Below are 23,652 nucleotides of genomic sequence, written 5' to 3'. Positions count from 1 at the left end.
ATGGACCTCGGCGTCGGGATCGGGTGGCGGCCGGAGATCGCCGGGTTCGTGGGCGCGCTGCCCGGCCTGCGCTTCACCGAGGTGATCGCGGAGTCCGTGCACCCGGCGCACCCCGCTCCCGAACTCCTCGGGCTGCGCGAGCGCGGCGCGGCGGTCGTCCCGCACGGGGTGAGGCTGTCGCTGGGCGGCGCCGAACCGGTCGCCGCCGAGCGGGTCGCGCACCTGGCCGCCTGCGCGGAGGCGCTCGGCGCGCCGCTGGTCAGCGAGCACGTCGCGTTCGTCCGCGCGGGCGGGATCGAGGCCGGGCACCTGCTGCCGGTGCCGCGCACCCGGGCGGCGCTGGACGCGCTCACCGCCAACATCCGCCGCACCCAGGCGGACCTGCCCGTCCCGCTGGCCGTCGAGCCCATCGCGACGCTCTTCGACTGGCCGGACGCCGAGTACGCCGAGGGCGACTTCCTCACGGAACTGCTCGATCGCACCGGCGCCCTGCTCCTGCTGGACGTCGCGAACGTGTACGCCAACGCCCGCAACCGCGGCGAGGACCCCGTCCGGCTCCTCGACCGGCTGCCGCTGGAGCGCGTCGCGTACTGCCATGTCGCGGGCGGCGTCGAGGAGGGCGGCCGGTACCACGACACGCACACCGCCGCCGTCCCGCCGGACGTCCTGGACCTGATCACCGAACTGTGCGCGCGGCACCGCCCGCCGGGCTTTCTGCTGGAACGCGACGGCCACTACCCGCCGATCGGCGAGATGCGCGCCGAGCTGGACGCCATCGCCGCCGCGTCCGGGCTGGCGGCCATCACATGAGCGAACACATGAGCGAAGCGAACCGGGACGCGGGGCTGGCGGCGGCGCAGGAGGCGCTCGTCCGGGCGATGACGGCGGGCGGCCCGATGCCCGCCGGGTTCGACGGCGCCGCCGTGCGGGCCGCCGCGCACGGCATCCTGCTGAAACGGGCCGGCGAGGTGGCGCGCGCCTGGCCCGCGCTCGCCGCCGCGTACGGGACGTCCTGGAAGGCGGAGTTCGCCGCGTGGGCGGCCGCACGCCCGACGCGGGGATCTTTCCGGGACGGATGGGATTTCGCGCGGGCGCACCGGGAAGGGCTCGCCGGGGAGGCGGCACGGGAACTGGCGCTCGCGGAGATCGGTTGGGCCTATGACGGCGCGTCCGCGCCGCGTCGCCGGCGGGCGGCGCTGCGGCGCGTGCCCGGGGGAGTGGCGGTGCTCTTCGGGGGAAGGGTCCGGATCCTCGGGGGCCGGCCGCGCTGAGCCGGCATGCCGCCGGACGGCGTGCCCCGGGGCACCCCAGCGGGCTATGGTCTAGACCAATGACGGCTCGCCGGGACCCCCGGCGAATGCCCTGCGTAGCCATGCCCTGACTACTAGTCTGGCCATGTGAACCGAGGAGGGAGCCCGGTGGCGGGAGAAGGAGACGGCATGCGAGTCGGAGTGCTCACCGGCGGTGGGGACTGCCCCGGCCTGAACGCGGTCATCCGCGCGGTCGTCCGCAAGGGCGTGCAGGTCTTCGGCTACGAGTTCGTCGGCTTCCGGGCCGGCTGGCGCGGGCCTCTCGAAGGCGACACCGTCGCCCTCGACGTGCAGGCCGTCCGCGGGATCCTGCCGCGCGGCGGCACGATCCTCGGCTCGTCCCGGACCAACCCGGTCAAGGTCGAGGGCGGCGTCGAGCGGATCAAGGACAACCTCGCCGGCCTCGGCGTCGACGCGCTGATCGCCATCGGCGGCGAGGACACCCTCGGCGTCGCGCGCGAGCTGTACGCCAACGGCGTCAACGTCGTCGGCGTCCCGAAGACGATCGACAACGACCTCAACGCCACCGACTACACCTTCGGGTTCGACACCGCGGTGAACATCGGCATGGAGGCCGTCGACCGGCTGCACACCACCGCCGAGAGCCACCACCGCGCGCTGATCTGCGAGGTCATGGGCCGGCACGCGGGGTGGATCGCGCTGCACGTCGGCATGGCCGCCGGCGCCAACGTCATCCTGATCCCCGAGCGGCCGTTCGACATCGACAAGGTCGTCGAGTACGTCGAGAGCCGGTTCAAGACCCGCTACGCGCCGATCATCGTCGTGTCGGAGGGCGCCCACCCGATGGACGGGCAGATGCAGCTGCAGACCGGCGAGCGCGACGCGTTCGGGCACGTCCGGCTCGGCGGCATCGGCCAGGCCCTCGCCGACGAGATCGAGAAGCGCACCGGCAAGGAGGCCCGCGCCACCGTGCTCGGGCACATCCAGCGCGGCGGCACCCCCACCGCGTTCGACCGCGTCCTCGCCACCCGCTTCGGCCTCCAGGCCATCGACGCGGTCCGCGACGGCGACTACGGCAAGATGGTCGCGCTCCAGGGCACCGACATCGTCCGCGTCGGCCTCGACGAGGCGACCAAGGAGCTGAAGACCGTCCCGCTCGAGCGCTACGCCGAGGCCGAGGTCTTCTTCGGCTGAACCCGTCCCTCCCGGCGGGAACAGGTTTTCCAGGTCGCGATGTTGCTTCCTGTGGGCCACACTGGAGACCACCCCTAGACCTGTTCCGCCGGGAGGACCACGCATGACCACGCTCGAGACCGCGCCCGCGGACGTCCGGGAGCAGTCCCCGGTCGACGGGGAGCCGTGCGTGCTGCTGAAACTCGGCGAGGTCGTCCTCAAGGGCAAGAACCGCGAGCTGTTCGAGCGCCGCCTCGCCGACAACGTCCGGCAGGCCGTCCGCCCCATCGCCCGCGTCGACGTCGTCCGCCGGCACGGGGTGTTCATCGTCCGCAAGCACGACGCCGACCTCGCCACGATGGAGCGGGTCGCGCAGCGGATCACCGATGTCATGGGCATCGTGTGGGCGCACCGCGCCTGGCGGGTCGGCAAGGACCTCGCCAGCGTCGAGCGCGCCGCCCTGGAGCTCATGGACGGCCGCACCGGCACGTTCGCCGTCCGGTCCCGGCGCCGCGACAAGCGGTTCCCGATGACCTCCACCGAGCTCGACCGGCACATCGGCGCGCTCGTCGCCGGCCGCTACGGCCAGCCCGTCAAGCTCAAGGACCCCGAGCACACCCTGTCGATCGAGGTCGACCGGGACGAGGTGTTCGTCTACTCCGGCGGCCTGCCCGGCCAGGGCGGCCTGCCCGTCGGGATGTCCGGCCGCGGCCTCGTGCTGATGTCCGGCGGCATCGACTCGCCCGTCGCCGCGTACCGGATGATGCGCCGCGGCCTGCGCGTCGACTACCTGCACTTCTCCGGCATGCCGTTCACCGGCCCCGAGTCGATCTACAAGGCGTACGCGCTGGTCCGCGAGCTGGACAAGTTCCAGGGCGGATCGCGGCTGTTCGTCGTGCCGTTCGGCAAGGCGCAGCAGCAGATCAAGTCGTCCGGCGCCGACCGGCTCGCGGTGATCGCGCAGCGCCGGCTCATGCTGCGCACCGGCGAGGTCCTCGCCCGCCGCCTGCGCGGCTCCGCGCTGATCACCGGCGACGCGCTCGGCCAGGTGTCCAGCCAGACCCTGGCGAACATCACCGCGCTGGACGACGCCGTCGAGCTGCCGATCCTGCGCCCCCTCGTCGGCATGGACAAGATCGAGATCATGGACCAGGCGCGCCGCGTCCGCACGCTGTCGATCTCCGAGCTGCCCGACGAGGACTGCTGCACGATGCTCGCGCCGCGCCGCGCGGAGACCCGCGCCAAGATCGACGACCTGCGGCAGATCGAGAAGCGCCTCGACGTCGGCGAGCTCGCCGACCAGCTCGCCGACTCCGTCCAGGAGCACCGCCCGGTCTACGGCGACCCCGCCGCGTCCTGAGGCCCGCTTGACGGTCAGGCACACGTCCGTAGCCTCAACCGTCGCCGACCTCAGCGTTGCGATCGCGAGCGAAGCCGGATTCGAGCGGAGCGAGAATCCGATCGCGCAGCGAGCCCCTGGGCGAGCCGGAGCGATGCAGCGATCGCCGCAGTGCCCGTTGAAGGGAGGGCCCCCAGGGCCCGACCGCCGAGGGCAATGCAATCAACTCAGTGGCTGTCGAAGTCCGTCGGGCGCGGGGGTTCCGGGCCGTCCGGGCCCATCAGGGTGATCCGCTCGATGCGGACGATCCGGAAGCGGCGTCCCGCGACCGTGATGCCGTTGCGGCGGGGCTCCTCCGCCAGCACCTCGGCGGCCTCCGCGTGGGCATCGGTGTCGGTCTCGCTGAGCGCCTCCACGGCGGGCGCCACGTCCCGCAGGTAGCCGATCAGCGAGTCGCGGGCCTGCTGCGGGGTGGCGTGCAGGCGGCCGACCGGACGCCAGCGGCGCTCGCGGGACGGCCCGCCCGGCGCGGCGGGGCCGCGCTCGGCGACGGTGAACGCGGGCGCCAGCGCGACCGGCGTGAGGAACGCCCCGGACGGCTCGCTCCCGCTGAGCGCCGCCGCGTCCAGCACCTGGCAGAGCAGCTCCGCGGTGGCGAGGTCGGACCCGGTGCCCTCGCCGGACAGCAGGTCGTAGGGGCGGCGGTAGGAGGCCGGGACGGACGCGGGACGCGGGTCGGGGTCGCTCGGCCGGGGCGGCTCGGGGCCGTCCGGGCCGGTCCGCACGAGCTGCTCGACCCGCACGATCGCGAACCGCCGCCCGGCCGCCGCCACCGTGTCGCGCGGCCCGGACCGCAGCTCGTCCGCGGCCCGCCGGAACTCGCCCGCGGCGGCCCCGTCGAGGCGGGCGGCGCGGTCGTCGAGGTGGTCGGCGAGCAGCTCGCGGGCGCCCTGCGGCAGCGGGTCCGGCGGGCAGACGACCTGCCAGCCGCCGGAGACCCGCTCGGCCGCGGTGAACAGGGCGCCGACCGCCACCAGGTCGGGGTAGGCGGCGAGGGAGCGGCAGGCGTCCGCCAGCATCACGGCGGCGACCGGGTCGACGCCGTCCAGGTCCTCCGGGAACAGCCGTCCCCCGGCGTCGCCATCGCCCGTCGTCATGCCGGACATCATCCTCGCCGCCCCCCGATCTGGCGAGTGGTTCAGACCAATTCGTTACCGCGGCCCCGCCGCTTTCGCGCACGGCGGACGGGCGCGACGAGCGCGACGAGGCTGGCGGCGAGGAGGCCGAGACCGGCGTAGGCGGTCCCGCCGAGATGCTCGCCGAGCACCGCCGTGCCGAGGACGGCGGCGACCGCGGGCTCGGCGAGCGTCAGCGTCGTCGCCGTCGTGGCGGGGGTGCCGCGCAGGCCGCGGGCGAACAGCACGTAGCCGAGCCCGGTGGTGACGGCGCCGAGGTACAGCGCGGTCGTCGCGCCCGCACCGGTGAGCAGCCACCCGGCGGGCTCGGCGGCGAGGACGGGGACGAGCAGCACCGCGGCCGCGCCGAACAGCGCCCCGGCGGTCGCCCGGTCGTCCTCGCCGCGGGTGATCAGGACGGACGCGGCGGTCGCGTACACCGCGTAGGCCAGCCCGGACAGCAGCGCGAGCGCGATGCCGGCGGGGTCGACGCCGGAGCCGTGCCCGGAGCCGATCAGCAGCGCGCAGCCGGCGACGGCGCCCGCGGTCGCGAGCGTCCAGCGGCCGGTGAGGACGGTCCGCCGGGTCGCCAGCCCGATCAGGCCGGTGAACGCGGGCGCGCTGCCGATCGTGACGACGGTGCCGACGGCCACGCCCGTCCGTGAGACGGCGACGAAGAACGCGACCTGGTAGATCGCGATCGCCGCGGCGCCGAGCGCGAGCGTCGCCAGGGAGGCCCGGCCGCGCAGGAGGCGGCGCAGGCCGTCGCGGCGGGTGGCGGCGGCGAAGGCGAGCAGCAGCAGCCCGCCGATGACGATCCGCGCGGCCGCGACGGAGACGCTGGACGCGCCGGGGGCGAAGGTGCGGGCCGTGCCCGTCGTGCCCCAGAGGGACGCGGCGAGCAGGATGTCGGCGCCGCCTCCGAGGGCGCGCCGTGCGGCCGGGGACGCGGGCGCGGAGGCCCGCCTGGACGTTCTGAACGTGCGCACTGACACGGGGAGAGCTCCTGAGCTCGAATCGGGAGGGAAGGATCCGGATCCGGGGCGCAGGAGAACGCGGACCGGGCGCTGTCGCGCCGGGCCCGTCAGGACTCGCAGGGTGGTGCCGTGGCCGCGCCCCGTCAGGAGCGGGGCGGTCCGAGGCAGGAGGTCCAGTACGCCATGCCCACGACGCTACCAGCAGCCCGCATATGCGTTGACTTGTGGCGTGTCGCCCTTATGGGACGTCCATAAAGGGCGACACGCCACGGATCAACGGGGTCGGGCCGGATCAGGCGGGGACGGGGCCGGGGGCCTCGGTCAGGGTGCGGCCGACGATGGGCGGCAGGTCCCGCACGAGCTTGGCGAGCTCGCGCAGGTCGCCGTCCACCAGGGCCTGCGGGCCGTCGCACAGCGCGGTCTCCGGGTGCGGGTGCACGTCGATGATCACGCCGTCCGCGCCGACCGCGACGGCCGCCCGGGTCAGCGGCAGCACGAGGTCGCGGCTGCCGCCCGAGTGCGACGGGTCCACGATCACCGGCAGGTGGGAGAGGCGCTGCGCCACCGGGACCGCGGAGATGTCGAGGGTGTTGCGGGTCGCGTTCTCGAACGTGCGGATGCCGCGCTCGCACAGCACGATGTCGAGGTTGCCGCGCTGCGCGACGTACTCGGCCGCCATCAGCCACTCCTCGATCGTGCCGTTCATGCCGCGCTTGAGCATCACCGGCTTGCCGGACTCGCCCGCCGCCTGCAGCAGCGCGAAGTTCTGCGCGTTGCGGGTGCCGATCTGCAGCATGTCGGCGTAGGACGCGACGAGCTCCACGTCCCCGGCGTCCACCACCTCCGTGACGATCGGCATGCCCGTCTCCTCCCGCACGTCCGCGAGGATGCGCAGGCCGGCCTCGCCGAGGCCCTGGAACGCGTACGGCGAGGTGCGGGGCTTGAACGCGCCGCCGCGCAGCAGCGTCGCGCCCGCCGCCTGCGCCATCTGCGCGGCGCCGAGCGTCTGCTCCGGGGTCTCCACCGCGCACGGGCCGGCGATCAGCGTCATCGTGCCGGGGCCGATCGGCACGCCGCCCACCCGCACCACGGTCCGCTCCCGGTGGTGCTCGCGGCTCACCAGCTTGTAGGGGGCCGAGATGCGCACCACGTCGGTGACGCCGCGCATTCCCCGCAGGTTCAGCGAGCCGAACTGCTGGACGTCGCCGACGAGCCCGACGATGGTGCGTTCCACGCCGCGGCTGACGAACGCGTCGCCTCCCGCCGTCTCGACCAGTGAGACGACGGCCTTGATATCGGCTTCGGTGGCCTCCGGGGCCATGACGACGACCATGGGTGTGCTGCCTCTCCTCATCACGCGGACCGCGCGCGGATCCGGGCCGGATCCCGCGGACGACCCCCTGGAAACGACGAGAGCCCCGGGCCGAAGGGGCCCGGGGCTCTCGCCTTGTGGTCTGTCAGCGCAACGCCTGGCAGACCAGCCGCCCGGGCTGGTCGAACCAGAAGAAATACACGATGTTGCGCACGGCATCAGCGTAGCCGATGCGCGCCGCCGAATCCCGCAAGGCCCCCGAATATGGCTCAGCTCACGCCTGATGGCAGGATGGCGGCGTCATGTCCCACCCCGAAGCGTCCGCGCCGCAGCCGCGGGACCTGCCGCCCGGCCAGTACGTCCCCCGCGGCTGGCCGGTCCTCCACTACGGCCCCGTCCCCAAGTTCCGTCCCAAGGACTGGGACTTCCGGGTCTTCGGCGCGACCGCGTCGGGGGAGCAGCACCGGTGGAGCTGGGAGGAGTTCGACGCGCTGCCGCGGGTGCGCGCCGTCTCCGACTTCCACTGCGTCACCAAGTTCACGATCCCCGGCAACGAGTGGGAGGGCGTCCCCGGCACGGCGATCGTGGAGCTCGCGCCGCCCGCGCCGGACGTGACGCACGTGATGGTGTGGGCCGAGTACGGCTACAGCGCCAACATCCGGATGAGCGACTTCCTCGCCGACGGGACGATGTTCGCCACCCACCACGACGGCGAGCGGCTCAGCCCCGACCACGGGTTCCCGACCCGGATCGTCGTCCCGCACCTGTACGCGTGGAAGAGCGTGAAGTGGGTCCGGGGCGTGGAGTACCTGGTGAAGGATCGCCGCGGGTTCTGGGAGGAGCGCGGCTACCACAACGTCGCCGATCCGTGGTCCGAGCAGCGGTACTCCTACCAGGAGGACGAGGGCGAGGCGCCGCCCCTCTGAGGCACCGCCCCTCTGAGGCACCGCCCTCCGAGGGTGGCGCGCCCTCTGAAACGCCGTGCTGCAGGGGGATGTGACGGGTCGGACACCGTCGTAAATCGGCAACACACCGACCTGGACGGAAGACAACCGTTACCGTACGTTGTCATGGTCCTACCGTCCGTCGCGGACATTCTCGCGGGCGCCCTGGCCGCGGGCGCCGCCGCGGGCGCCGTCGCACTGCGCGGGCGGCTGCGGCCCCCGCGCCGCGCCCCCGCCGTCCCGGCGGAGCAGGCGGCGTTCGCGACCCTGCACACCATCGCCCGGGTGGCGCCGCCGTTGCGCGGCGGGCTGACCCCCGGGTCGGCCCGCAAGGCCGCCCGGCACCTGCGGACGCTGCTCGGCGCCGAGGCCGTCGCGCTGGTCGGCGTCCCGTCCGGCGCCGACGATCCCGATGCCGACGACCCCTACGGCGACGACCTCTACGGCGACGGGCCGTACGCCGGCGACGCGTCCGCCGATGATCCCCGTGCCGCCGGCCTGCGCCCCGGAGACGACGGAGACGGCGACGGAGACCCGCGGCCCGGGGCGGAAGGCGACCTGGCCCCATGCCTGCTGGCCTGGGACGGCGCCGGACGCGACGAGCACGCCGCCGAAGCCGTCGCCCACGCGCTGCCCGTCCTCGCCTCCGGCCGCCCCCGCGTGATCGCCCCCGAGCTGCTCGGCTGCCGCGACGCGCTCTGCCGCATCCGGGTCGCCATGGTCGCGCCGCTCACCGTCGAGGGACGCGTCGAGGCGACCCTCGCCGCCTACTGGACCGGGCCGTCCACCGCGCGCGTCCGCGCCGTCGGCGAGGCGGCCCGGCTGGTCACCGGCCAGCTCGAGCTGGCCCGGCTCGACACCGCCCGGATCCGGCTCGCCGAGGCCGAGATGCGGGCGCTGCGCGCGCAGATCTCCCCCCACTTCGTCTACAACTCGCTGACCACGATCGCCTCGTTCGTCCGCACCGACCCCGAGCGCGCCCGCGGCCTGCTGCTCGACTTCGCCGACTTCGCCCGCTACTCCTTCCGCAACCCCCGCGACTTCACCACCCTCGCCGACGAGCTGCGCTCCATCGACCGCTACCTGCTGCTGGAGCGCGCCAGGTTCGGCGAGCGGCTGCGGTTCGACGTGCAGGTGGCGCCCGAGGTGCTGCCGGTCGCCGTCCCGTTCCTCGCCCTGCAGCCGCTGGTGGAGAACGCGATCCGGCACGGCATGAAGGGCACCCGCGGCCCGCTGCACATCTCGATCGTCGCGCGCGACTCCGGCGCCGAGGCCGCGATCAGCGTCGAGGACGACGGCGTCGGCATGGACCCCGAACGGCTCCAGGAGATCCTCGCCGCCCCGGTCGGCCGCCCCGGCCCGACCGGATGGGGGAGCGTCGCCACCCCCGACCGGCGCGGCGGCGGGATCGGGCTCGCCAACGTCGACGAGCGGATGCGGCAGGTCTACGGAGAGGAGTACGGGCTGACCGTCGAGACAGCGCTCGGCGCCGGAACCAAGGTCAGATTGCGCGTTCCGAAGTACCGTCCGGGCGTCTTTCCGGACTGAGCGGGCCCGCCCCGGCGGACCACTCACTTTTCGGAACCGATTGCGGACAGACGGTAATCGCGGCAAAGTCGCCATCATGCTTCACGTCCTGGCCGTCGACGATGAACGCCCCGCCCTGGAGGAACTCGTCCATCTGCTCCGCGAGGACCCGAGGATCGGGCGGGTCACCGGCGCGGAGGACGCCTCGTCCGCGCTGCGCGACCTCAGCCGGATGCTCGTCGAGGGCGAGCGCCTGGACGCGGTGTTCCTGGACATCCGGATGCCCGGGCTCGACGGCCTGGACTTCACCCGGCTGCTGACCGGCTTCGCCGCGCCCCCGCACGTCGTGTTCGTCACCGCGCACGACGACTGCGCCGTCACCGCCTACGAGCTCGGCGCGCTCGACTACCTGCTGAAACCCGTCCGGCCGGAGCGGCTCGCCGAGGCGGTCCGGCGGGTCGCGCGGGCCGCGTCCCGGACCGGGCCGCCGGGCGAGGACGTGCCCGACGCGGCCGCCGACGACGAGATGATCCCGGTGGAGCTGGGCGGCCGCACCCGGCTGGTGTCGCGGCGGACCATCACCCACGTGGAGGCGCAGGGCGACTACGTCCGGCTGCACACCGCCGACGGCGGCTACCTGGTGCGGATGCCGCTGACGGCGCTGACGAAGCGGTGGGAGGACGCCGGGTTCATCCGCATCCACCGCAGCACCCTCGTCGCGTCCGCGCACATCACCGAGCTGCGCTTCGACGGCGGGCGCGCCGCGGTGCAGATCGGCGACGCGTTGCTCCCGGTGAGCCGCCGGCACACCCGCGAGGTCCGCGACCTGCTGGTGCGGCGGTTCCACCACGCGGCGGACGGCGCGGGGAACGGTGACGGCCATGGCTGACCCGCGCCGCGCACCGGTCCCGGCACCGCCGGGCGACGGCCCGCCCGCGATGCCCGCCGAGCCCCCCGCCGGCGAGCCGGCCGACCCCGACCCACCCGATCCCGATCCGCCCCGTTCGCAGGGCGGAGGGGAGGCGCCGGGGCGGGCCTACGTGCGCGCGCTCGTCCGCGTCCAGTTACGGATCGCGCTGCAGACCGCAGCGCTCGTCGTGGCCGTCATCGCGGCGATCCCCGCGCTCCTCGCAGTCGCACCGGGCCTGCACGGCGTCCGGCCGCTCGGCCTCCCGGCGTCGTGGCTGCTGCCGGTCCTCGGCGCCCAGCCGCTGTGGGTGCTCGCCGCCCTCGCGCAGCTGCGCCGCGCCGAACGCGCCGAACGCGACCATCCGAGGCCGGCGGGCCGTTCGTGACCGCCCCGGCGGCGCCGGACGCGCTCACCGCCCTCGCCGTGGTCCTGGCCCTGACCGCGGCCCTCGGCGTGCGCGGCCGCCGCTCCGCCCGCACCGCCTCCGACTTCCTGGTCGCCTCCCAGGGCGTCACCCCCCTCCGCAACGCCACCGCGATCGGCGGCGAGTACGTCTCCGCCGCCGCCTACCTCGGCACCGCCGGCCTCGTCCTCGCCTACGGCACCGGCACGCTGTGGCTGCCGGTCGGCGCCACCGCCGGATACGTCCTGCTGCTGGCGTTCGTGACCGCCCCGCTGCGCCGCTCCGGCGCCTACACGATCTCCGACTTCGCCGAGTGGCGGCTCGGCTCCCCGGCCGTCCGCCGCGCCGTCACCTGCTGCGTCTGCTGCGTCGGCTGGTTCTACCTGCTGCCCCAGTTCCAGGGCGCCGGCGTGACCCTGCGGGTGCTCACCGGCGCCCCCGTCTGGACGGGCTGGGCCGTGATCGTCGTCGTCGCGGTCGGCCTCGTCGCGTCCGGCGGCATGCGCGGCATCACCGCCGTCCAGGCCGTGCAGTTCTGGATCAAGCTCGTCGCCGTCGCCGTCCCCGCCGTCGCGCTGCTCGCGATCTGGCACGCCGGCGGCGCCGACGCCCCCGCCGAGGACCGGCCCGTGCGCTTCGAGCGCACCACCCGCGTCCACGTGGAGACGGGCGTCGCCGTGACCGTCCGGCAAGCCGTGACCGTCACCGCCACGGGACGCCTCGACGGCGTCCGCCACGACGGCGCCGCCGTGCCCCTCGCCCCCGGCCGGCACATCGTCGGCGGCGGCACCGAACTCGTCTTCCCGCGCGGCGCCGCCGTCCCGCACGCCGAACGCCTCACCGCCTCCGGCGACGGGATGTGGGCCGTCCCGCCCGGCCGCCCCACCCCGCTCGGCCTCTACACCACCTACTCGACGCTGCTCGGCGTCCTCCTCGGGACGATGGGCCTGCCCCACATCCTGATGCGCTTCTACACCAGCACCTCAGGGCGCGCCGCGCGCCGCACCGCCGCGCTCGTCCCCGGCCTGCTCGCCCTCTTCTACCTCTTCCCGGCCCTCTACGGCACGCTCGGCCGCCACTACACCCCCGAGCTGCTGATGACCGGCGACATCGACGCCACCATCCTGCTGCTCCCGCTCAGAGCCGCCCCCGGCCTGCCCGGCGCGCTGATGGCCGGCGTCGTCGCCGCCGGCGCCTTCGCCGCGTTCATCTCCACCTCCTGCGGGATCGTCGTCGCCATCGCCGGCACCGTCACCCAGCGGATGCGGCACCGCGACGGCGTCACCGCGTTCCGGATCGGCGTCGTCCTCGCCCTCGCCGCCCCGCTCGCCGTGCTCCCCGCCATCGGCCCCCGCGACGCCGCCGACCTCGTCGTCATGGCGCTGTGCGTCTCCGCGTGCTCCCTGTGCCCGCTGCTCGTCCTCGGCATCTGGTGGCGCGGGCTGACCGCCGCAGGCGCCCTCACCGGCCTCCTCACCGGCGGCGGGCTCGCCGTCGCCGCCGGCGTCGCCCGCCTCGCCTCCGGCCCCGGCACCGGCTGGACCGCGGCGCTGCTCGCCCAGCCCTCCCTCGCCGTCGCCCCCACCGCGTTCGCCGTCATGATCGCGGTGTCGCTGCTCACCCGCCGCCGCGCACCCCGCCGCGCCGACGCCGCCATGGCCCGGCTGCACCTCCCGGAACCCGCCCCCGCCCCCTGAGAACCCGGCGAACCGGACGCCCCACCGCTCCGTGAATTTCCAACGCGACCGCTCACCGCCGTGTGGACCGTTCCTGGACGCCGTCTCGCCCGCTCGTCCCGCGAAACCGACCGCTCACCGTCTGACTACACTCCGCACATCTATGACTACTGACCGTTTACCGAGCCTTGTGTTTTCCCAGTGCCGATCGGAGGCATCGGACCTCTAGTGTTCTCAGTGGCACCACACGCCACACCGCTTCGGAGGAGCGGGCGGACGGACCGGACGGGCACCCCGTCCACCACCGCGAAACCTCCCACAACAGCAAACCCGGAGATCCGGCGAACGCCAGTCGAACGCCGGATCGTGAGTCGCCGGGTCCCGTACCGGGGGGGTGGGACCCGACGACCTGTGGCTCGGGCGTCGTCGAACAGTCGGGGGGTTGTTCGGCGACGCCCGAGTCCTATTTATTGCTTTGCCCTTGGCGGTCGGCCCTGGGGGGCCTCCCTTCGGCGGGCAAAGCGGCGATCGCAGCATCGCTCCGACTCGGCCCTGGGGGCCTCGCTGCGCGATCAGATTCTTGCTTCGCTCGAATCTGGCTTCGCACGCGATCGCAACGCGCGGGTCGTCGCCGACTCGGCTTACGGACGATCATCTTGCGGTCCGTTGTGGCTGGTGCCCCGGCTCGGGCTCTTCTAGTCGGCCCTCAGGGTCTTGAGGGTGGTGATGTCCTTGGCGTGGGGTTCGGGGGCGCGGCCGGGGGTCTCGATGATGAAGGGGACGCCGGCGACGGCGGGGTGGCGGAAGAGGTCGGCGAAGGGCTGCTCACCAATCTGGCCCGCGCCGATGTTCTCGTGGCGGTCCTTGGCGGAGCCGCAGACGTCCTTGGAGTCGTTCGCGTGGACGAGCTTGAGGCGGCCCTCGCCGACCGTGGCGACCAGGGCGTCCATGGCGTTCTTGACGCCGCCGGGCGCGGCGAGGTCGTGGCCCGCGGCGAACGCGTGGCAGGTGTCGAAGCACACGCCGAGCTTCGGATGGTGCTCCAGGCGCTCGAAGAACGGGCCGAGGTCCTGGACCTTGGCGCACAGCATCTTGCCCTGCCCGGCCATCGGCTCCAGGAGCAGGTCGGGGCCGTCGTCGGGGATCTCCTCCAGCAGGGGGAGGACGTGGTCGTGGATCTGGGCCATCGCCGCGTCGTAGCTCTGGCTGACGGCGGAGCCGGTGTGGACGACCACGCCGCGGGCGCCGATGGCGCGGCCGCGGACGAGGGAGTGCCGGACGGTCGCGATCGACTTGGCGAGGGTCTCCTCGCTGGGCGAGCCGAAGTTGACCAGGTACGGGGCGTGCACGTAGACGGGCACGTCGGTGCGGGCGAGGAGCTTGGCGTCCTCTGCGGGTTTGCCCTCGGGCAGCGCCCAGCCGCGCGGGTTGGCGACGAAGACCTGGATCGCCTCGGCGCCGATCTCGGCGGCGTACTTCAGGCCGCCGGTGGCGAGCCCGCCGGCCACGGGAACGTGCGCCCCGATGGGGCTCTGCGGTGCGGTCATAGCCCGTTCAGCCTAGCCGCCGGGTCCGACCGTCCGGTCCCGGTCAGGGGCCCTTCACCAGGGTGACGGTGGAGCCGCGCGGGGCCTCGCCGCTGTTCGGGCTCTGGAACCGGACGGTGTTCCCGCCGAACCCGGTGACGTTGACGTTGAAGCCGGAGTCCTCGAGGGCCTTCTTGGCGTCGCTGACCTTCTGGCCGGTGACGTTGGGGACGGGGATGTTCTGCTGGGGCTCGCCGTCGTTGCAGCCGAAGTGGATCGGGCCGGCGTCCACGATGCAGTCGCGCTTGTTGACGACGATGGTGACGTCGTCGCCGTCGGACACGCCGGTGCCCTCCGCCGGGTCCTGGCTGATGACGGTGTTCGCGGGCTTGCCGTCGACCTTCTTCTTCTGCACGGTGACGTTCAGGCCCATGGAGCGCAGCTGGTTGGCGGCGGCGTCGCCGTCGGTGCCGACGACGTTCGGCATGGACATGCCGCTGCTGAGGATGACGTCGACGGGCTTGTCGGGGGACAGCTTCTCGCCCGCGTCGGGGTCGGTGCCGACGACCTTGTCCTTGGGGACCGTCTGCGACGGGGTCGTGCTGGTCTTGCCGATGGTGAAGCCCTTGCCCTGCAGGGTCCGCTTCGCGTCGTCGAGGGACTTGCCGGACACGTCCGGGACCTCGCGGGGGGTGATGCCCTTGGACGGGGTCAGCGTGACGGTCTCGCCCTTGGCGATGCGGGCGCCGGCGGGCGGGTCGCTCTTGGCGACCATGCCCTTGTGGACGTGGTCGTCGTAGACGGCGGTGGCGACGCGGACGTCGAGGCCGGCGTGGTCGAGCTCGCGCTGGGCGTCCGCGACCTTCATCCCGATGATCTGGGACGGGATGTGGTCGTACTGGCCGGACGTCTGGTACCAGACCGCCCAGCCGAGCACCACGGCGGCGATGGCGCCGATGGCGATCAGCACGTACTTGCCGGTGAGCGCGCCGAGCGCCCGGTCGGTGCGGGACCGCGGGGCGTACCCGGACGGGAGGGTCTCGGGCGGCAGGGTGCTCGCGTCGAGGACGGCGGTGTGCCCCTGCGGCGGCCCGGCGGGCGGGGACTGCAGCATGCTGGTGGCGTTGCGGGACGCCTCCTCCATGCGGCGGTCGAAGTCGCGCGGCAGGCCGCCGAAGACCTCGGCGACCTCGGCCAGGTACTGGTTGGCGTCCTCGGGGCGGCGCGCCGGGTCGTGGCTGGTGGCGTCGGTGACCAGCTCGTCGACGCGCCGCGGGATGCCGGGCACGACGCTGGACGGCGGCGGGACGACCTCGTTGACGTGCTTGTAGGCGACGGCGAGGGGCGTGTCGGCCTGGTGCGGGAGGTGGCCGGTGAGCAGCTCGAACAGCATGATCCCGGCGGCGTAGACGTCGGAGCGGACGTCGGCGGTGCCCTGCAGCACCTGCTCGGGCGCCAGGTAGCCGACCGTGCCGATGATCATGCCGGTCTTGGTCATCTTGCTCGCGCTCTCCGCGCGGGCGAGGCCGAAGTCGGCGACCTTGATGGTGCCGTCCTCGCAGATCAGCACGTTCTCCGGCTTGACGTCGCGGTGCACGAGGCCGGCCCGGTGCGCGGCGCCGAGCGCGGCCAGCACCGGCTGCATGATCTCCAGGGCGGAGCGCGGGCCGAGGCGGCCGAGCTCGGTGAGCGCGTCGCGGAGCGTCCGGCCCGGGACGTACTCCATCACCAGGAAGACGTGCTCGCCGTCGGAGCGCTGGTCGTACACGGCGACGACGTTCGGGTGGGAGAGCGCCGCGGCGGCCTTGGCCTCGCCGATGAAGCGGGCGACGAAGTCCTCGTCGGAGGCGAGGCCGGCGTGCATCACCTTGATCGCGATCGTGCGGTCCAGCCGGATGTCGCGGGCCACGTACACGGTGGCCATGCCGCCGCGCGCGATCCGGGACTCAATGCGGTAGCGCCCGTCGAGCACCTGCCCGACGAGTGGATCTGCAACCGACGTGTCCATCGGTGCGAGTTTACGGGCGAATGACGGATGTTCTCATCAGTCGTGAGTATGAGCATCGATGAGCCGCGGGTCGGACGCGGGCGCGGGCGGGTCCGCGGCGGCGGCCACGGGGGAGGCCGGGCGGGCGCGGCGCAGGCCGCGGGTGCTGCGGGACACGGCGACGCCGGCGAGGCAGAGGACGCCGCCGCCGAGCGTGATCAGGCCGGGGACCTCGTCGAGGAACAGCCACGACATCGTGACGACGAGCGCGGGCACGGCGTAGGTGGTGGCGCCCATCTTCCCGGCGGACGTGCGGGCCAGCGCGTAGCCCCAGGTGGTGAAGGCGAGCGCGGTCGGGAAGACGCCGAGATAGACCATGTTGAGGGTCGCGCCGGCGGGGGCGTCGGCGGCCTGCGAGACCAGCTGCGGCGCGAACGGCAGGCAGGCGACCGCGCCGATCGCGCAGGCCCAGGTGGTGAACTGCAGCGGCGTCGCGTGCCGGAGCGCGGGCTTCTGGCTGACGACGCCGAACGCGTACGTCACCGCCGCGACGAGACAGAGCAGGACGCCGCCGATCGACGAGCCCCCGCCTCCGGACATCGACAGCCCGACGATCGCGGCGCCCGCGAACGACACGGCCATGCCGGCCAGCAGGCGCGGCGCGAAGCCCTCCTTGAGCAGCCAGCCGCCGAGCAGCGCGATGAGGATCGGGCCGATGTTGACGACGAGGGACGCGGTCCCGGCGTCCACGAGGCGCTCGCCCCAGTTCAGCGCGACCATGTAGGCGCCGAACCACAGCACGCCCGCCGCCACGATGCCGGGCCAGGCGCCCTTCGGCGGCAGGCCCTCGCGGCGGACGAGGCACAGGACGGCGAGCACGACGGTCCCGGAGAGGAGCCGGCCGAGCGCGAGGGCGCCGGGGCCGTACTCCGCGCCGGCGCTGCGGATCGAGACGAACGCCGAGGCCCACAGCACGACCGTGACGGCCGCTGCCGCGACGGCGAGCCGGTCGACGCCCGTTCGCGGGGCACTGCCCTGTTGCATGTGACGCACCTTAGGTTCGGGACGTTTCCATGAACACCGAAGGGTGCGGCGCGGTTGCGGGCGGGCCTTCCGGTGGACGCCCTCAGTCTGGGGACGTCCACCGTTCAGGTCCAGCGAATATTTCTTCAGTCGAAGCTTTAGCTCTGCTTCACTGACCGGTCAGGACGACGCGAGGCCCTCGAACGGCGAGGACGCCTGGGCGTAGCGGCGCTTCGGGATCCGGCCGGCCAGCCGGGCGAGCCGCCCCGCCTCGACGGCGTGCCGCATCGCCGCGGCCATCCGGGCGGGCGACTGCGCGCGGGTGACGGCGGTCGCCAGCAGCACCGCGTCGCAGCCGAGCTCCATCGCCAGCGCGGCGTCGGACGCGGTGCCGAGCCCCGCGTCCAGGATCACCGGGACCTCGGCCCGCTCGACGATCAGCTCGATGTTGTGCGGGTTGCGGATGCCGAGCCCCGACCCGATCGGCGACCCGAGCGGCATCACCGCCGCGCAGCCGAGCTGCTCCAGCCGGTGCGCGAGGACGGGGTCGTCGTTGGTGTACGGCAGGACGACGAAGCCGTCGTCGACGAGCTGCTCGGCGGCCTCGACCAGCTCGATCGGGTCGGGCAGCAGCGTCCGCTCGTCCGCGATCACCTCGAGCTTGACCCAGTTCGTGCCGAGCGCCTCGCGCGCCATCTTCGCCGTCAGCACGGCCTCGCCCGCGGTGAAGCAGCCCGCGGTGTTCGGCAGCACCCGGATGCCGCACTCGGTCAGGACGTCCAGCACCGAGCCGCGCGCCGACGGGTCGACCCGCCGCATCGCGACCGTGGTCAGCGCCGTCCCGGACGCGGTCAGCGCCTCGCGCAGCACGTGCATGCTGGGCGCCCCGCCGGTGCCCATGATCAGCCGGGAGCCGATCTCCTCGCCGGCGATGACCAGGCCGTCGCCGTTCGCCGTCTCGTCCGTCACGGTCAGCCTCCCTGGACCGCGGTCAGCACCTCGAGGCGGTCCGCCTCGCGCAGCTCCGTCGCCTCCCACGCCGAGCGCCGGACGACCTCGTCGTTCAGCGCGGCGGCCACGCCGGACGCGGCGGTGGTCACGGCGGCGACCGCCTGCGCCACGGACGCCCCGTCGGGCAGCTCGCGCGGCTCTCCGTTCACGATGATCTTCATACCTGCACGACCTTCATCACTGCGGCCTTCACTGCGGCCTTCATCACTGCGGTTCAGGGGAGAAGCGGGCGGGGGAGAACGGGGCGGCCACCTCGGGCACGGGGCCGTCCAGCAGCATCGCGGCGAGGGCGTCGGCGCTGACCGGCGCGAGCAGGATCCCGTTGCGGAAATGGCCGGTGCCGAGGTAGAAGCCGGGCAGCGCGGTCGGCCCCATCAGCGGGGCGTTGTCCGGGGAGCCGGGTCGCAGGCCCGCGGTGACCTCGGCGAACTCCAGCTCGGTGATGCCCGGGAGCAGCTCGCGGGCGTCCCGCAGCAGCTCCCACAGGCCGCCCGCGGTGACCCGCGTGTCGAAGCCCAGCTCCTCCTGCGTGGCGCCGATGACGATCTCGCCGTCCGCGCGCGGCACCAGGTAGATCGACGAGCCCTTCACGAGGCCGCGGGTGGTGCGCCGCAGGAACGGCACCGGCGTGCGGAGCCGGATCACCTGGCCCTTGACGGGGCGGACGGGTGGAACGGTCCCGGCGGGCAGGCCGCCGAGGTCGCCCGACCACGGCCCGGCGGCCAGCAGCACCCGGTCCGCGCGGATCTCGGTGCCGTCGTCCAGCCGGACCCCGGCGGCGGCGTCGTGCTCGACCAGCACGCCCTCCGCGCGCCGCCGCACCAGCCGGACGCCGAGCCGCTCGCCCGCCGCCAGCAGCGCCGGGGCGAGGCGGCGCGGGTCGACCGAGCCGTCCGCGGGGGCGAGCAGGCCGCCGCGCACGCCGGGCGCCAGCATCGGCTCGGCCTTGCGGCACTCGCGGCCGGTGAGCGCCTCGACGGGGATGCCGAGGCTCTCCTGGAAGGCGCGGAGGTCGTCCAGGAGCTTCAGGTCGTCGGCGTCGAACGCGACCTGGAGCGTCCCGTCGTCGCGGTAGCCGGTGTCGAGCCCGGTGGCCTCGGCCAGCTCGGCGGCGAACGCGCCGTAGCGGTCACGGGAGGCGAGGCCGAGCCGCAGCAGCGGCTCCTCGCCGTAGCTCAGCTCGCTGACGGGGGTGAGCATCCCCGCGGCGACCGACGACGCGCCGCTCGCGGGCGCCGGGTCGACGAGGGTGACGGCGGCGCCGCCCTGCGCGGCCCGCCAGGCGGTGGCCAGGCCGATGACCCCGGCCCCGATGATCACGATCCGCACTGCGCGCTCCCTTCGCCGGCATGATCCGGATCAGGTCGTGGCGGTCGGCGGCCCGGTCAGCCGCCCTCTCAGCCCGGTCGCACCGGACTCCCGCGCTATGTCTTGTTATGTCCCCCACCATACGGCCAACGGCCCGGATGCACCTGTCTGGACACCCGTCCAAAACCGCGCAAGGGCGCCCGGTTAGGGTGGGCGCCCATGAACAGGGTCATCGTCGTGGGCGGCGGGCTGGCGGGCGTGCGGGCCGCCGAGGCACTCAGGAGCAAGGGGTACGAGGGCGCGCTGACCCTCGTCTCGGCGGAGCGGCACATGCCCTACGACCGGCCGCCGCTGTCGAAGGCGGTGCTGGCGGGCGACTCCGACGACACCACCGTCGACGCCGACTGGGACGCGCTCCGCTGCGAGCTGCTGCTCGGCGAGCGCGCCACCGGCCTGCGCCTCGACGGCCCCGGACGCGGCGGCACGGTCGCCTCCACCGCCGGCGACCTGCCCTTCGACGGCCTGGTCATCGCCACCGGCGCCGAGCCCGTCACGCTGCCGGGCGACGGCCGCCAGCACGTCCTGCGCACCATCGACGACTCCCGCGACCTGCGCGGACGCCTCACCGAGGGCGCCCGCATCGTGATCGTCGGCGCGGGCTGGATCGGCGCCGAGGTCGCCACCACCGCCGCGAAGAAGGGCTGCGCCGTCACCGTCGTCGAGGCCGCCGACACCCCCCTCGCCGTCGCCCTCGGCCAGGAGATCGGCGCCCTCACCATCCCCTGGTACGCCGAGGCGGGCGTCGAGCTGCGCACCGGCGTCAAGGTCGCCGCGGTCGAGCACGGCGGCCTCGCCCTCGCCGGCCCTGGCGGCGGCGAGCGGATCGACGCCGACGAGGTCGTCGTCGGCATCGGCGTGCGGCCCGCCCTCGGCTGGCTCGACGGCTCCGGCCTGCTGCTGGAGCGCGGCGTCGTCACCGACGCCTCGTTCCGGACCGTCATGGACGACGAGGCCGGCACCGTCCGCCCCGACGTCGTCGCGGTCGGCGACTGCGCCGCCTGGTGGTCGGACCGGTACGGGCGCCGCCTCCTCGTCGAGCACTGGGACACCGCCCTCAACGCCCCCGACACCGCCGCGGCCGCCCTGCTCGGCCAGGACGCGGTCTACGACGCCGCCCCCTACTTCTGGTCCGAGCAGTTCGGCCGGATGGTGCAGTACGCCGGGAACCACGCGCGGTCCGAGCGGCTCGTCCACCGCGGCGACCCGTCCGGCCGCAAGTGGGCGATCGCCTGGCTGACCGGCGACCGGCTCGACGCGATCCTGACCGTGGACCGGCCCCGGGACCTGGTGCAGGCGAGGCGGGTGATCGCGGCCGGGACGCCGGTCGACCCGGAGGCGATCGCGGACCCGGACGTGGCCGTCCGCCAGGCCGTTCGCGGGTAGCGGAACCTCACCGGCGGTAACGGCGGCCGGGCGGGTTTGAGGCTTCCGAAGGCGTGGTAGCAAGGGGGCGTGACCCAGACGCACGCAACCGTTGACAGCGCACTGGACCCCCGCACCGACGCCCTCGCCGGCGACTGGCTCTCCCTCCGGGAGGCGGCGGAGCGGCTCGGCATCAAGACCAGCCGGATCAAGCAGCTCATCAGCGAGCGGAAGCTGCTGTCGGTCCGCCGCGACGGCGAGCCGATGGTGCCGGCGGCGTTCATCCGCGACGGCCAGGTCATCAAGGGCCTGTCCGGCACGCTGACGCTGCTGTCGGACGCCGGCTTCGACGAGGTCGAGACCCTCCGCTGGCTGTTCACCGCCGACGACACGCTGCCCGGCACGCCCGTCCAGGCGCTCAGCGAGAACCGGGGGACCGAGGTGCGGCGACGCGCCCAGGCCCTGGCATTCTGACCCGAACCGACCGAGCGACCGGCCGCGGGGTCACGCCGCCGCGCGTGGCCCCGCGCCGCATGCCCGCCGGGCAGGCCGCTCGACGCAAGCACCGCGAAAGGAAACCGCCCCCACCGTGTCCAGGCACATCCCGACCGAACGGGCCGTGGCGCTGCGCGCCCGGCTCAGCCGCGCCCGCCTCTACCTCTGCACGGACGCGAGGGAGCGGCAGGGGGACCTTCCCGCGTTCCTGGACGCGGCGCTCGGCAACGGCGTCGACATCGTCCAGCTGCGCCAGAAGGGCCTGGAGGCCCGGCAGGAGATGGCCTACCTGGAGGTGTTCCGGGCGGCGTGCGAGCGGCACGGCGCGCTGCTGGCGGTCAACGACCGCGCCGACGTCGCCCGCGCGGTCGGCGCCGACGTGCTGCACCTCGGGCAGGACGACCTGCCGGTGCCCGCCGCCCGCGAGATCGTCGGCGGGGACGTGCTGATCGGCCGGTCCACGCACTCCGACGAGCAGGCGTCCGCGGCGTCCGCCGAGCCGGGCGTGGACTACTTCTGCGCGGGCCCGGTGTGGCCCACGCCGACCAAGCCGGGACGTCCCGCGCCCGGCCCGAAGCTGCTGGAGTACGTGGCGGCGCAGCGCCAGTCCCGCCCGTGGTTCGCGATCGGCGGCGTCGACCTCGGCAACCTCGGCGAGGTGCTGGACGCGGGCGCCGAGCGCGTCGTGGTCGTCCGGGCGATCACCGAGGCCGCCGACCCGGGCGCCGCCGCGGCCGAGTTCGCCCGCCGCCTCGCCGCGGCCTGACCGTGGCCTGACCGGGGGCGACGGGGATCACGGTGCGGGCGGTCCCGCCGATGGCCGACAATGGGGATCATGAGCGTGGGACCCGACGACGACCGGCCGGTCGACCTGGGCGACGACCTGGAGATCCTGCCGGACCAGACCTCCGACGACACCGACACCGGCTGGGGCGAGTGGCGCGGCGGCGGCGATGACGACGCGCGGCTGCTCGACGAGCGCCCGCCCCACTGGTGAGCACGCGCCCAGCCGGCGCCGGAGGGACGCGCGCCGCTAGAACAGGATGCCGAGCACGAACCCGGCGATGATCACCGCGGCGAGCGCCAGCATCATCCGCCAGCGGTAGCGCGGGATGCGGGTCGGCCGCGGCTTCGGCGCGGGCCCCTGCCCCTCGCGCAGCGCGCGGACGAGCTGCGGCGCGGTGGGCCGCGCCGCCGGGTTCTTGTCCAGGCAGCGGGCGGCGAGGTCGCGCAGCGGCCCGTCCATGTCGCCGAGGTCCGGCGGCCGGGACGTCACCCGCCGCATCACCGCGGCGCCCGGACCGCTGCCGAACGGCGGCCGTCCGGTCGCGGCGAACACCATCGCGGCGCCCCAGGCGAACACGTCGGCGGGCGGCCCGACCGGCTCGTCCTCGATCTGCTCGGGCGCCATGTAGCCGGGCGTGCCGACCGGGCTCGTGGTGAGCGGCTCGGTGCGGGCCAGCGCGTCGGCGGCCCGCGCGATGCCGAAGTCGATCACCTTGGCGCCGTCCGGGCCGAGGACCACGTTCGCGGGCTTGAAGTCGCGGTGCACGATCCCGGCGCGGTGGATCGCGGCGAGCGCGCCGGCGGTGCGCAGCGCCGCCTTGCGCAGCTGCGGCGCGGGGAGCGGCCCGTCCTCGTCGACGACCCGCTGCAGCGTCGGCCCCTCGACGAACTCGCTGACGATGTAGGGGCGGTCGCCGGTGACGTCGGCGTCCAGCACCCGCGCGGTGTGCCGCCCGGCGACCTTCCGCGCGGCCTCCGCCTCCTTGACGAACCGGCTGCGCGCGCGCTGCCCGGCGTCGAGGCCGCCGCGCAGCACCTTGACCGTGACCAGCCGGTCGTCATCGTCGCGGCCGAGGTAGACCACGCCCTGGCCGCCCTCGCCGAGCCGCCCGAGCAGCCGGTAGCCGCCGATGCTGCGGGGGTCGCCGGAGCGCAGCGGCCGCTCGTGCCGCCGGCCGCGGCCCTGGCGGGGGCCGGGACGCTTCCCGCCCGTGCCCGCCGCCTGCGCGGACGTGCCGGGGCGCGGCCCCGGCGGGCGGCCGTGGGGCTGCCCCGCGCGTCCCTGCCCGGAACGGGCCTGCTGGCCGGTGCGTGGCTGGGCGGGACGCGCGGTGTGGGGGGTCGTCCTCCCGCGGGAGGTGTCGTGCGGCAAGGGGGGACTCCGACT

Annotated in this window: 23 protein-coding genes and 1 riboswitch; of the genes, 13 read left to right on the top strand and 10 right to left on the bottom strand. The window is 74.5% G+C overall.

The genetic code is table 11. The annotated features are described in order from the left end of the window. From AB0C78_RS14970 to thiI, 4 genes are all read left to right on the top strand, one after another. Entirely contained in the window at window positions 1–810 is an 810-nt protein-coding gene (locus tag AB0C78_RS14970) for a DUF692 domain-containing protein (RefSeq protein WP_360747177.1), read from the top strand. Between the two features lie 8 nt (window positions 811–818). Beyond that, on the top strand, window positions 819–1,271 hold the full coding sequence (locus AB0C78_RS14965; protein ID WP_360747174.1) for a hypothetical protein: 453 nt from the start codon (window positions 819–821) through the stop codon (window positions 1,269–1,271). 168 nt (window positions 1,272–1,439) lie between these two features. After that, entirely contained in the window at window positions 1,440–2,465 is a 1,026-nt protein-coding gene (locus tag AB0C78_RS14960; RefSeq protein ID WP_151593738.1) for a 6-phosphofructokinase, read from the top strand. 103 nt (window positions 2,466–2,568) lie between these two features. Further along, a complete protein-coding gene (thiI, locus tag AB0C78_RS14955; protein ID WP_360747170.1) occupies window positions 2,569–3,804 on the top strand; it encodes a tRNA uracil 4-sulfurtransferase ThiI in 1,236 nt (411 codons plus the stop codon). 206 nt (window positions 3,805–4,010) lie between these two features. On the opposite strand, the gene AB0C78_RS14950 is transcribed toward thiI, so the two are convergent. From AB0C78_RS14950 to aroF, 3 genes are all read right to left on the bottom strand, one after another. Continuing rightward, on the bottom strand, window positions 4,011–4,940 hold the full coding sequence (locus AB0C78_RS14950; protein WP_360747168.1) for a DUF5954 family protein: 930 nt from the start codon (window positions 4,938–4,940) through the stop codon (window positions 4,011–4,013). Between the two features lie 41 nt (window positions 4,941–4,981). Continuing rightward, window positions 4,982–5,947 (bottom strand): EamA family transporter, encoded by a 966-nt coding sequence (locus AB0C78_RS14945; RefSeq protein WP_360747165.1) that lies wholly within the window; start codon window positions 5,945–5,947, stop codon window positions 4,982–4,984. 280 nt (window positions 5,948–6,227) lie between these two features. After that, window positions 6,228–7,268, bottom strand: a complete 1,041-nt coding sequence (gene aroF / locus AB0C78_RS14940) for a 3-deoxy-7-phosphoheptulonate synthase (protein WP_151545666.1) — start codon at window positions 7,266–7,268, stop codon at window positions 6,228–6,230. A gap of 281 nt (window positions 7,269–7,549) precedes the next feature. Between aroF and AB0C78_RS14935 the strand changes: the two genes are divergently transcribed. From AB0C78_RS14935 to AB0C78_RS14915, 5 genes are all read left to right on the top strand, one after another. Beyond that, window positions 7,550–8,173 (top strand): sulfite oxidase-like oxidoreductase, encoded by a 624-nt coding sequence (locus AB0C78_RS14935; protein WP_151593742.1) that lies wholly within the window; start codon window positions 7,550–7,552, stop codon window positions 8,171–8,173. A 144-nt stretch (window positions 8,174–8,317) separates the two neighbouring features. Continuing rightward, window positions 8,318–9,739: a histidine kinase gene (locus AB0C78_RS14930; protein WP_360747160.1), complete on the top strand. Its 1,422-nt coding sequence runs from the start codon at window positions 8,318–8,320 to the stop codon at window positions 9,737–9,739. A 76-nt stretch (window positions 9,740–9,815) separates the two neighbouring features. Then, the gene (locus tag AB0C78_RS14925) at window positions 9,816–10,607 is read left to right on the top strand and encodes a LytTR family DNA-binding domain-containing protein (protein WP_360747157.1); all 792 of its coding nucleotides are present in this window, start codon (window positions 9,816–9,818) and stop codon (window positions 10,605–10,607) included. Beyond that, a complete protein-coding gene (locus tag AB0C78_RS14920; RefSeq protein WP_360747154.1) occupies window positions 10,600–11,013 on the top strand; it encodes a hypothetical protein in 414 nt (137 codons plus the stop codon). The genes AB0C78_RS14925 and AB0C78_RS14920 overlap by 8 nt, the downstream gene beginning before the upstream one ends. Then, window positions 11,010–12,728, top strand: a complete 1,719-nt coding sequence (locus AB0C78_RS14915; protein ID WP_360747151.1) for a cation acetate symporter — start codon at window positions 11,010–11,012, stop codon at window positions 12,726–12,728. The genes AB0C78_RS14920 and AB0C78_RS14915 overlap by 4 nt, the downstream gene beginning before the upstream one ends. Before the next feature lie 674 nt (window positions 12,729–13,402). Here the strand turns inward: AB0C78_RS14915 and AB0C78_RS14910 are convergent. The 6 genes from AB0C78_RS14910 to thiO form a co-directional block, all read right to left on the bottom strand. Continuing rightward, window positions 13,403–14,254 (bottom strand): deoxyribonuclease IV, encoded by an 852-nt coding sequence (locus AB0C78_RS14910; RefSeq protein ID WP_360747148.1) that lies wholly within the window; start codon window positions 14,252–14,254, stop codon window positions 13,403–13,405. Window positions 14,255–14,297: 43 nt separating this feature from the next. Continuing rightward, window positions 14,298–16,241 carry a Stk1 family PASTA domain-containing Ser/Thr kinase gene (pknB, locus tag AB0C78_RS14905; RefSeq protein ID WP_360747145.1) on the bottom strand — a complete coding sequence of 648 codons (1,944 nt, stop codon included), beginning with the start codon at window positions 16,239–16,241 and terminating at the stop codon, window positions 14,298–14,300. 36 nt (window positions 16,242–16,277) lie between these two features. Then, window positions 16,278–17,264 carry a DMT family transporter gene (locus AB0C78_RS14900; RefSeq protein WP_360747142.1) on the bottom strand — a complete coding sequence of 329 codons (987 nt, stop codon included), beginning with the start codon at window positions 17,262–17,264 and terminating at the stop codon, window positions 16,278–16,280. A 159-nt stretch (window positions 17,265–17,423) separates the two neighbouring features. Further along, window positions 17,424–18,218 (bottom strand): thiazole synthase, encoded by a 795-nt coding sequence (locus AB0C78_RS14895; protein ID WP_360747410.1) that lies wholly within the window; start codon window positions 18,216–18,218, stop codon window positions 17,424–17,426. Beyond that, the gene (gene thiS / locus AB0C78_RS14890; protein WP_151545422.1) at window positions 18,215–18,415 is read right to left on the bottom strand and encodes a sulfur carrier protein ThiS; all 201 of its coding nucleotides are present in this window, start codon (window positions 18,413–18,415) and stop codon (window positions 18,215–18,217) included. The genes AB0C78_RS14895 and thiS overlap by 4 nt, the downstream gene beginning before the upstream one ends. A 43-nt stretch (window positions 18,416–18,458) precedes the next feature. Then, on the bottom strand, window positions 18,459–19,583 hold the full coding sequence (gene thiO, locus AB0C78_RS14885; RefSeq protein WP_360747139.1) for a glycine oxidase ThiO: 1,125 nt from the start codon (window positions 19,581–19,583) through the stop codon (window positions 18,459–18,461). Next, a riboswitch (TPP riboswitch) is annotated at window positions 19,574–19,687 on the bottom strand. (Overlaps the previous gene by 10 nt.) A 94-nt stretch (window positions 19,688–19,781) precedes the next feature. Here thiO and AB0C78_RS14880 point away from each other — a divergent pair. The 4 genes from AB0C78_RS14880 to AB0C78_RS14865 all read left to right on the top strand — a co-directional run bounded on the left by AB0C78_RS14880 (window position 19,782) and on the right by AB0C78_RS14865 (window position 22,476). Beyond that, complete coding sequence (locus AB0C78_RS14880) at window positions 19,782–21,005, top strand: FAD-dependent oxidoreductase (RefSeq protein ID WP_360747136.1); 1,224 nt, start codon at window positions 19,782–19,784, stop codon at window positions 21,003–21,005. A gap of 69 nt (window positions 21,006–21,074) precedes the next feature. Next, window positions 21,075–21,458 (top strand): Rv2175c family DNA-binding protein, encoded by a 384-nt coding sequence (locus AB0C78_RS14875; protein ID WP_360747133.1) that lies wholly within the window; start codon window positions 21,075–21,077, stop codon window positions 21,456–21,458. Between the two features lie 115 nt (window positions 21,459–21,573). Continuing rightward, the gene (thiE, locus tag AB0C78_RS14870; RefSeq protein ID WP_360747130.1) at window positions 21,574–22,245 is read left to right on the top strand and encodes a thiamine phosphate synthase; all 672 of its coding nucleotides are present in this window, start codon (window positions 21,574–21,576) and stop codon (window positions 22,243–22,245) included. A gap of 69 nt (window positions 22,246–22,314) precedes the next feature. Then, entirely contained in the window at window positions 22,315–22,476 is a 162-nt protein-coding gene (locus AB0C78_RS14865) for a hypothetical protein (protein ID WP_192809213.1), read from the top strand. Window positions 22,477–22,512: 36 nt separating this feature from the next. Here AB0C78_RS14865 and AB0C78_RS14860 read toward each other — a convergent pair whose 3' ends face one another. Further along, complete coding sequence (locus AB0C78_RS14860) at window positions 22,513–23,637, bottom strand: serine/threonine-protein kinase (RefSeq protein ID WP_360747127.1); 1,125 nt, start codon at window positions 23,635–23,637, stop codon at window positions 22,513–22,515. Window positions 23,638–23,652: the final 15 nt, after the last annotated feature.

Source organism: Actinomadura sp. NPDC048394 (assembly GCF_040651755.1).
Classification (GTDB): Bacteria; Actinomycetota; Actinomycetes; order Streptosporangiales; family Streptosporangiaceae; genus Spirillospora; species Spirillospora montaniterrae.
The sequence above is the reverse complement of the archived record's forward strand: the minus strand, read 5'-3'. Positions and strand labels throughout refer to the sequence as shown.